Below are 9426 nucleotides of genomic sequence, written 5' to 3'. Positions count from 1 at the left end.
GAGGGTGTTGCAAAACTAAAATAAATATGCAATGTTATGAATCAGAAAAACTAGCTGAACATGCAACAGATAGCGATTTTGTCCATACCAACGAGGCTGCTCCAACCCTTGATCTTTTAGTTTACTAAACTGTTGTTCAATTTTTCCACGCTCTTTCATCAATTGTCTGCCAAACGTTGTTTGTAAAAAAGTTGATAGTACACGACGATGAGAAATTTTCGTCTGTTTCCCTTTTCGTGGATTGAGTGGATTCACAGGAAAGATATTGCATGCACTTGCAGCTTCATAAATATGCTGACTATCATACGCAGCATCAGCAATCGAAAACAAAACGTTTCGATCTTTTACATGTTGAAGCAATACAGGAGCCATTTGACTATCATGTACATTTGCTGTTGTAAAAGCGTATGACAAAATAACACCTTCCGGTGTGGAACAAATATGAGCCTTATAGCCCTTATACCAACGGTATCGGGTAGACATTCCCCACTTTGCTTGCGAGTCATATAGACTACTCCGTAAAGCAGTGCTGTCGATTAAAACACATGGAATTAGCCCTACATTCATTTCTTGAAGAACGTGTTCATGAATCAATGAGATGCCTTTCTCACGAAACCAAGTACCTACACGTGAAAATGTAGAGATATGAGGAACGGCAGACAAACCACAGAATGCACGAAATAAAGGATATTGATGTAAGAAACGAGTTAATTTCCGTAAGGAATGGATTTGAAAGACAGTTTTTACGAAGAAACATTTGAGTAAGGCTTTACGACAAATAGGCGGACGACCTGTGCCAGCTGGAACAGGTCCCACTGTTAAACTGTCTACGTAAGCAAATAAAATGTGTAAAAGGGATTGATTTTCTTCGAAATTGGTTATCATACTAGTAAATCCGTCCTTTCTGGAGATAGTTTAGGGTACTATCATTCTTCCAAGAAGACGGATTCTTTTATGCATTCATTTTTGAATATTTATGAGTTTTGCAACACCCTCTATATTGTGTAAGAGCAAGTCATCCACCTTTTATCTAAGCATGTAATTACCATACATGTAGAAAAAGCTTTACTTTTATTTTGAAATTGTACCAGTCCTATTATTAACATGATTAAACCGAAAAGTAACGTCGCGTAGGGCTGCAAAGTATAATCCTTTGTTATGAAACTATATAATATAAGAGGAAGAGCTATAACCGACAAAATAAGTTGTAAACGGATTAACATTTGTAAGTACTCTTTTAGAATTATTTGCACGGTCGGCAGGACCCGCAATGCTAATGAGCGGATAGCATTGAACTTGTACCGGAATCTTCCTTGGGTGTATCATCATCGCTAGAATCTTCAACTGGTGGCACTGGAAGGTTCCTTTAAAGAGACCTCCTATTTCGCTAGATAGTCATAATGATGCTATATAATAGTCTTTAGAAAATAAAAAAGTATGAGAGTCATTGTTGGAAACATAATGGCTCTTTTTTATGTCTAGATAAATAAAGTTGGTCAACCTTCTGTGCAAGAGCTTCCAATGAAATAACAATAAAAAGAATGAGAAGTAGTTCTAGGCTACCTCTCATTCTTTTTTCTACTTTTGATGGGGATCTTTATTAAATAATTTACCTTTGTCTAAAAAGTTTCCTTTGGTAAAATATTTGGTATCATTTTATTCCCTCATTCATAAAATATCAATAAAATCGTTTTATTTCACTTTTTTAAGCCGAATAAAAACATGTACGATGTGGATTTTAGTGTAATCCTCTATGTTTAGTGCTTTTTCCACTAAATTTAATAAGAGGATGTTTACAAAATTGCATATGGGCTATATAATTTGATTAATATAAAAAAGTTTCCCTTGGGAAAAATATTTATTGATATACTCGTAATACGTGAGTATTATATTTTTTTACCTGAGTTTTGCCTGTGTGAAAAAAAGTTAAATGAATCCAATAAAAAGGAGAGTATATAAAATGACTGACGCAATCGTTGTAAAAGATTTGTTTGTATCGTATCAAGGTAATCAAGCGGTTAAAGACGTTTCGTTTACGATTGAGAAAGGGCTGCTTATTGGAATTATTGGTCCGAATGGAGCTGGTAAATCAACGTTAATGAAAGCTATTTTGGATTTAATCCCAAATGATAAAGGACATATTGAAGTCCTGGGAGAGAATATTCGAAGTGCTAGGAAACAAATTGCTTACGTTCCACAGCGAAGTACGATTGATTGGGATTTTCCGATTACCGTTTTAGATGTTGTATTAATTGGAACGTATCCATCCTTGGGAATAATGAAAAGACCCAAGAAAGAGCATAAGAGTTGGGCGTTACAGTGTTTGCACAAAGTAGGAATGGAAGAATTTAAACACCGTCAGATTGGCGAACTGTCAGGTGGTCAACAGCAACGCGTATTCTTAGCAAGAGCGCTTGCTCAAAAAGCAGAGGTCCTTTTTTTAGATGAACCATTTGTTGGAATAGACGTAACGAGTGAAGAAACCATTATCACTATTCTTCGAGAGTTACGTCAACAAGGAAAAACAACGGTCGTTGTACATCACGATTTAAGTAAAGCAGAATCCTATTTTGATAAATTATTATTATTGAATAAAGAATTGATTCATTATGGAGAAGTAAATAGCGTACTCGAACCAGCCGTGATGGTAAAAGCCTATGTAAATCAAGAACTCTTTTTTAATCATCCAACGGAGGTACATTCATCATGAAGGTTGTAGAATTTATGAATGCGTTGATGCAATATAGCTTTCTACAAAAAGCGTTGCTAACGTCCGTTATGGTAGGAGTTATTTGTGGAGTGATTGGCTGTTTTATTGTCTTAAGAGGAATGGCACTGATGGGAGACGCAATTTCACACGCTGTTCTTCCAGGCGTTGCTATCTCCTACATGATGGGAATGAATTATTTTATCGGTGCAGTTTTAACGGGAGTTATTACTGCGATTGGAATTGGCTTTGTTAGTCAAAATAGTCGTATCAAACATGATATGGCAATTGGTATTATGTTTACGTCCGTATTTGCTATAGGGATTATTTTAATTACCTTTATGAAAAGCAGTTCTGATCTTTATCACATCTTGTTTGGAAATGTGCTTTCTGTACGCTCTTCTGATATGTGGACTACACTCATTATCGGTGTCGTTATTATGGGCTTGGTGTATGTGTTTTATAAAGAGCTTTTGGTGTCGACGTTTGATCCAACTATGGCACAAAGCTACGGCTTGCCAAACAAATGGATTCATTACGGGCTCATGGTTCTTTTGACGATGGTGACAGTTGCCTCTCTTCAAACTGTAGGAATTATTCTCGTAGTTGCCATGCTCATTACGCCTGCGGCTACGGCCTACCTATTAACGAACCGGTTATGGGTCATGATTTATTTAGCAGCTGGTATCGGAGCGCTTTCTTCTATAGTAGGGCTATATTTTAGCTTCTCATATAACCTTGCTTCAGGAGCAAGTATTGTTATTGTGGCAACATTCTTATTTGCGTTAGCATTCTTCTTTTCACCTTCACAAGGGCTGTTTTGGAGAATGATAAAAATAAAAAGAAATCGAGCTGAGCTCTCAAAGTCGATTGGAGGATGAAGATGAAATTAAAAATTTGGTTGTTATCAGTCATTAGTCTACTAGTCTTTGCACTAGTTGCGTGTTCCAGTGGCACCAATGGAAACGAAGCGAACAGTGACAAATTGAAAGTCGTTACGACTTATTCCATTATCTATGATATTGTTAATCAAATCGGTGGAGAAAAAGTTGAGATTCATAGTTTGGTTCCAATTGGAAAGAACCCGCATGAATATGATCCGCTTCCAGAAGATGTAATGAAGATGACGGATGCAGACGCTGTATTTTACAATGGGTTAAATCTAGAAGAAGGTGGAGCTTGGTTTAACAAATTATTGAAAACAGCGGATAAATCAGGTGAGAACGCGCCTGTTTATCGAGTGAGTGAAGGGGTAAAACCTATTTATCTAGAAACAAAAGGATTAGAAAAAGAGCCTGATCCACATGCGTGGATGAACATTGAAAATGGAATCCTATACGCTGAAAATGTAAAGAAAGCACTTATTAAAGAGGATCCAGATAACAAAGAATTTTATGAAAAAAATGCTAAAGAGTATATAGCAGAACTTCAAAAGCTACACGATGATACATTAAATAAGATCCAACAGCTTCCTGAAGAAAAGCGTTTCTTAATCTCAAGCGAAGGAGCTTTTAAATACTTTGGAAATGCATACGGAATAAATACAGGTTATATTTGGGAAATTAATTCAGAAAGCCAAGGTACGCCCGATCAAATTCGAGACGTGGTAAGTTTAATTGAAACAAATAACATTCCAGCTTTATTTGTCGAAACAAGCGTAGATAAACGAAGTATGGAAACGGTATCCAAAGAAACGCAGGTTCCGATTGCTGGCACAATTTTTACCGATTCGCTTGGGAAACCAGGGGAAGACGGAGACACGTATTTAAAAATGATGAAGTGGAATACGGAAACGATTATTAATGGATTACAAGAATAAGTGAGCTGTTTTTTTTACAATTCAACGCTATACTAGAATCTGAGTCATAAATATTTCAGCTAATGATATATCCAAACTATCGCGAGTTAAACACTTTCGATCGTTTGGATATTTTTTGCTTATTAGTAAAAAATTGAAAAATCGATGGTGGTTTTTACTCAATAAACTAATAAAATATGTTAGATTATATAACATAATTGTTTAACTTTTCGGAAAATTGCTTTAAATTAGACTCAAACATTCATTTTAAATGCATCTTTTAGTCGAAAATAATGAAGGCAAAGGAGAGAAATGAAGTATGAGAAAAGAGAAGTTAATCGTAATTGGGAATGGGATGGCTGGAATTCGAGCAGTTGAAGAGATTATTAGTTTGTCCCCTGAAATATTTGATATCACTGTATTTGGGAGTGAGCCACATCCAAACTATAATCGCATCTTGTTATCTAAAGTATTACAAGGGGATACAAGCGTAGAAGACATTACGCTAAACGACTGGAACTGGTATGAGGAGAACGATATTACTCTTTATATAGAAGAAAAGGTTATAAGCATTGACTCAATTAATCAAGAAATACGTACGGATCAAGGGAGGATTGAATTTTACGATAAGCTGATCATAGCAACGGGCTCTCTGCCATTTATTCTTCCAATTCCAGGAGTAGAGAAAGAAGGCGTTACAACGTTTCGAGATATAAGCGATACGAATCAAATGGTAAAAGCATCTCAGCAGTATAAAAAAGCAGCTGTAATTGGAGGCGGATTATTAGGTTTAGAAGCAGCGAGAGGACTTTTAAACTTAGGAATGGATGTAACGGTTGTTCATTTATCCTCTTATTTAATGGAGCGTCAGTTGGATTTGACTGCTGGAAAGTTGCTTCAACAAGAGTTAGAACAGCAAGGGATGAGTTTCTTGCTTGAGAAACAAACCCAAGAAATCACGGGTCATGAGCGCGTAGAAGGGTTAAAGTTCTCAGACGGAAGCCTATTGGAAACAGATTTTGTAGTAATGGCAGCAGGCATTCGACCGAATACTGAACTTGCTCAAAAAGCGGGTCTTCATATCAACCGTGGAATTGTGGTAAATGATTATATGGAAACGAGTAGTGCCAACATTTATGCCGTAGGCGAATGCGCAGAGCATAAAGGTATGGTTTATGGGTTGGTAGCTCCTCTTTACGAGCAAGGAAAAGTACTAGCTAAAACGATCTGTGGAGGAGATGTACGTCCTTATCAAGGGTCTGTTCTATCCACTCAGTTAAAGGTATCGGGCGTAGATGTTTTTTCAGCCGGTGATTTTATAGAAGATGAACAAAAGAAATCGATCAAGGTATTCGATGAGCAAGATGGTATTTACAAAAAAATTGTTTTAAAAGGAAATCAAATTGTAGGGGCCGTTTTATTTGGTGACAGCCGTGATGGAAACCGCTTGTTTTCCATGATTCAAAAGCAACAGGACGTATCGGAAGTGGAGAAGATTTCAATTCTACAACCAATAAGCGGGCAAGGAAGCGGAAGTCTGGTAGCAAGTATGAGTGCGGATGATATTGTTTGTGGATGTAATGGCGTATCGAAAGGAACGATTGTAGAAGCTATTCAAAATCAAGGCTGTACATCAGTTGATGAGCTTAAAGCCTGTACGAGTGCTTCACGTTCGTGCGGAGGGTGTAAGCCGCTTGTTGCTGAATTGCTTCAGCACACGCTTGGAAGTGAGTTTGATGGAGCAGCTCAAAAGGAAGCGATATGTGGATGTACATCTCTTTCTCGAGATGAGGTGGTAGAGGAAATTCGAGCAAAAGGCTTATCTCATACGCGTGAAGTGATGAGTGTGCTTGGATGGAGTAACGAAGAAGGTTGTTCTAAGTGTCGTCCAGCATTGAATTACTACTTAGGTATGGTGAATCCAACTGGCTATGTAGATGAACGAGAATCTAGATTTGTAAATGAACGTATGCATGCTAATATCCAAAAGGATGGTACGTATTCTGTTGTTCCTCGAATGTACGGAGGTGTCACGAACGCAGATGATTTACGACGCATTGCTGACGTGGTTGATAAATACAACATCCCGCTTGTAAAAGTAACGGGAGGACAGCGTTTAGATTTATTCGGTGTAAAGAAAGAAGATTTACCTTTAGTGTGGGAAGAGCTAGATATGCCTTCTGGTTATGCTTATGGCAAATCACTTCGAACGGTGAAGACGTGTGTTGGAGAACAATTTTGCCGCTTTGGTACGCAGGATTCGATGGGAGTAGGGATTGCGCTGGAAAAGAAATTTGAAGGATTATGGACTCCTCATAAAGTAAAGATGGCTGTATCGGCCTGTCCAAGAAGCTGTGCTGAATCAGGCTTTAAAGATATTGGCTTTATTGGAATAGACGGTGGTTGGGAAATTTATGTTGGTGGTAATGGAGGCACTCATTTACGAGGAGGCGATTTGCTATATAAGGTGAAAACAGACGAAGAGTTAATGGAAATTACAGGAGCTTATCTACAATATTACCGTGAAACGGCAAATTATCTAGAGCGTACTTCAGCTTGGATTGAACGAATCGGTATTAAAAACGTTCAGGCTATTCTTGATAATGTAGAGGAAAGAAAGAAACTAAACCTTCGTATAGATGAAGCCTTATCTACGTATCGAGATCCATGGAAGGAAATCGTTGAGAACAAGCAAGCAAAAAAAGAATTGTTTGAGACAGTTGTAACATCATAACAAAACAAATGGAGGAGAAAAAGATGGTAAACAAAAACATAACAAAAGTGTTGCTTGGGTCAATTCATGATTTTCCAGAAAGCCTAGGTAAAACCGTGAAAGTGAATCAAAAAGAAATTGCTGTCTTTAAGCTATCAAGCGGTAAAATTCAGGCCGTTGATAACCGATGTCCTCATAAAGGTGGCGTATTAAGTGAAGGAATAGTGAGCGGTGATTCGGTATTTTGCCCTATGCATGATTGGAAAATTTGTTTGGACAACGGGCGTGTTCATGAACCTGATACTGGCTTAGTAAAGTCATACCGAACATCTGTTGAAGAAGAGCTTGTATATCTGTGGTTAGAAGATTAATAAGCTGTTGTAAATCATCTATTAAACATGCCATCATAGTTATACCGAAGGAGTGAAGCGGAGAATGAGACAAGGAAAAGTCTATCTTGTTGGAGCGGGACCGGGCGACCCAGAGTTGTTAACCATTAAAGCAGGAAAGTGTTTAGAAATAGCAGATGTTATTTTATACGATCGGCTGGTAAATCCTGATCTTTTACACTATGCAAAAGGGGGAGCAGAACTTGTGTATTGCGGAAAGACGCCTGGTTATCATTGTGTTCCTCAAAAAGTCATTCAAGATTTATTATTACATTACGCCCAGCAAGGAAAGATAGTTGTACGGCTAAAAGGTGGAGATCCTTTCATTTTTGGGCGAGGAGGCGAAGAAGCTGAAGTATTAGCTAAGCATCACATTGAGTTTGAAATCATCCCCGGTATTACAGCGGGGATTGCTGCTCCTGCTTATGCTGGAATCCCTGTCACCCATCGAGAGTTAAGCCGTTCATTTGCAATCGTGACCGGACACGGTTTAACTGGAACTCCGGAAAATATTAGGTGGCATCATCTAGCTCAAGGCGTTGATACGCTTGCTATTTATATGGGAGTTAAAAACTTACCGTATATTTGTGAACAGCTTTTAGCTGGTGGTAAGTCCATAGAGACACCAGTGGCGGTGATTGAGGAAGGTACTTCTATTAACCAAAGGGTTTTAATTGGTACGCTGCGAACGATTGTAGAAATAGCCACTAGTGAACAAGTCAGTAATCCAGCGCTGATTGTGGTCGGAGAAGTGGTAAAACAATCAGCGACTCTCTCCTGGTTCTCAAAGTCCAAACTTCAAGAAGTGTACGCGTAATATTTTTATTATATAATTTATCAGAGAATTTTAACGAAATAGGGGAGGGATAAGCGTGTTTAAAGCGTCAATCGAGTCTATGACGGACATAGCTCGTCAAAAAACAAATCAAGTGAATAAACAATTGCCGAGCTATTTACTGTTGTCTATACTTGCAGGTGCTTATGTCGGAATTGGTGTAGTATTAGCTCTTTCAGTTGGTGCTCCGTTAGCCGAAGCATCATTACCAATAGTCTCACTAGTTATGGGCTTATCGTTTGCCATTGCGTTACTACTTGTTATGTTTGCCGGAGCCGAGTTGTTTACAGGCAATCATATGTTTTATACAATCAGTACATTATCAGGTGCTACTACGTGGAAAGATACGTTGAAAAATTGGCTGTGGTGCTTTGTTGGAAACGGATTGGGAGCGTTCGTATTGTGTCTCTTAATCGTTGGAACTGGTTTGTTTAAAGGAGTAGGCGATACACATTTATTACTGACAACCGCAGCAAAGAAAATGAACCTGCCAATGAGCGAACTTTTTTTTCGAGGGATTTTATGTAATTGGCTCGTCTGCTTAGCCATTTGGACAGCTTTGAGAACCAAAAGCGATGCGGCCAAAATTATGTTAGTTTTTTGGATGCTGTTTGCCTTTGTTGCATCTGGCTATGAACACAGCGTTGCAAACATGACATTCCTTGGTTTGGCTTTACTTCATCCGCACCCTGAAACGATATCATTAGCTGGACTGCTACATAATCTGATCCCGGTTACGCTTGGGAATATTGTAGGCGGCGCTTTATTTGTAGGAAGCGTATATTGGTTTATCAATAAAAAGCAAATGGAAAAAGGGCGTATTCAAGAAGTGAAAATTCCAAAAATCGTTAAAGAAGAAACATTATCAAAGTAACAGAAAGAGACTGAGACATAAGTAGTTCAGCCTCTACTATACCTGAACGATTGAGAGTTCATAACTTTTAATCGTTCAGGTTTTTTGGTTGATTGTGAAAACAATGTTGG

Annotated in this window: 8 protein-coding genes; 7 read left to right on the top strand and 1 reads right to left on the bottom strand. The window is 38.2% G+C overall.

Going from position 1 to position 9426, the window contains the following annotated elements:
* Positions 1–15: 15 nt before the first annotated feature.
* Entirely contained in the window at positions 16–885 is an 870-nt protein-coding gene (locus A2U94_RS08630) for an ISNCY family transposase (RefSeq protein ID WP_025908656.1), read from the bottom strand.
* Positions 886–1960: 1075 nt separating this feature from the next.
* On the opposite strand from A2U94_RS08630, the gene A2U94_RS08625 reads away from it, so the two are divergent.
* From A2U94_RS08625 to A2U94_RS08595, 7 genes are all read left to right on the top strand, one after another.
* A complete protein-coding gene (locus A2U94_RS08625) occupies positions 1961–2710 on the top strand; it encodes a metal ABC transporter ATP-binding protein (RefSeq protein WP_025909688.1) in 750 nt (249 codons plus the stop codon).
* Complete coding sequence (locus A2U94_RS08620; protein WP_025909689.1) at positions 2707–3588, top strand: metal ABC transporter permease; 882 nt, start codon at positions 2707–2709, stop codon at positions 3586–3588. The genes A2U94_RS08625 and A2U94_RS08620 overlap by 4 nt, the downstream gene beginning before the upstream one ends.
* Before the next feature lie 2 nt (positions 3589–3590).
* The gene (locus tag A2U94_RS08615; RefSeq protein ID WP_025909690.1) at positions 3591–4526 is read left to right on the top strand and encodes a metal ABC transporter substrate-binding protein; all 936 of its coding nucleotides are present in this window, start codon (positions 3591–3593) and stop codon (positions 4524–4526) included.
* A gap of 298 nt (positions 4527–4824) precedes the next feature.
* Positions 4825–7239, top strand: a complete 2415-nt coding sequence (gene nirB / locus A2U94_RS08610) for a nitrite reductase large subunit NirB (RefSeq protein WP_025909691.1) — start codon at positions 4825–4827, stop codon at positions 7237–7239.
* Between the two features lie 23 nt (positions 7240–7262).
* Positions 7263–7589 carry a nitrite reductase small subunit NirD gene (gene nirD, locus A2U94_RS08605; protein ID WP_025909692.1) on the top strand — a complete coding sequence of 109 codons (327 nt, stop codon included), beginning with the start codon at positions 7263–7265 and terminating at the stop codon, positions 7587–7589.
* Between the two features lie 64 nt (positions 7590–7653).
* A complete protein-coding gene (gene cobA / locus A2U94_RS08600) occupies positions 7654–8424 on the top strand; it encodes a uroporphyrinogen-III C-methyltransferase (RefSeq protein ID WP_025909693.1) in 771 nt (256 codons plus the stop codon).
* Positions 8425–8479: 55 nt separating this feature from the next.
* Positions 8480–9316: a formate/nitrite transporter family protein gene (locus A2U94_RS08595; RefSeq protein ID WP_025909694.1), complete on the top strand. Its 837-nt coding sequence runs from the start codon at positions 8480–8482 to the stop codon at positions 9314–9316.
* Positions 9317–9426: the final 110 nt, after the last annotated feature.

Source organism: Bacillus sp. VT 712 (assembly GCF_001614195.1).
Lineage (GTDB): Bacteria > Bacillota > Bacilli > Bacillales > Bacillaceae_H > Priestia > Priestia flexa.
The sequence above is the reverse complement of the archived record's forward strand: the minus strand, read 5'-3'. Positions and strand labels throughout refer to the sequence as shown.

What these genes read in the sequence shown, in the direction of transcription:
- A2U94_RS08630 (WP_025908656.1), bottom strand. Translation starts at nt 885, where the DNA reads ATGATAACCAATTTCGAAGAAAATCAATCCCTTTTACACATTTTATTT.
- A2U94_RS08625 (WP_025909688.1), top strand. Translation starts at nt 1,961, where the DNA reads ATGACTGACGCAATCGTTGTAAAAGATTTGTTTGTATCGTATCAAGGT.
- A2U94_RS08620 (WP_025909689.1), top strand. Translation starts at nt 2,707, where the DNA reads ATGAAGGTTGTAGAATTTATGAATGCGTTGATGCAATATAGCTTTCTA.
- A2U94_RS08615 (WP_025909690.1), top strand. Translation starts at nt 3,591, where the DNA reads ATGAAATTAAAAATTTGGTTGTTATCAGTCATTAGTCTACTAGTCTTT.
- nirB (WP_025909691.1), top strand. Translation starts at nt 4,825, where the DNA reads ATGAGAAAAGAGAAGTTAATCGTAATTGGGAATGGGATGGCTGGAATT.
- nirD (WP_025909692.1), top strand. Translation starts at nt 7,263, where the DNA reads ATGGTAAACAAAAACATAACAAAAGTGTTGCTTGGGTCAATTCATGAT.
- cobA (WP_025909693.1), top strand. Translation starts at nt 7,654, where the DNA reads ATGAGACAAGGAAAAGTCTATCTTGTTGGAGCGGGACCGGGCGACCCA.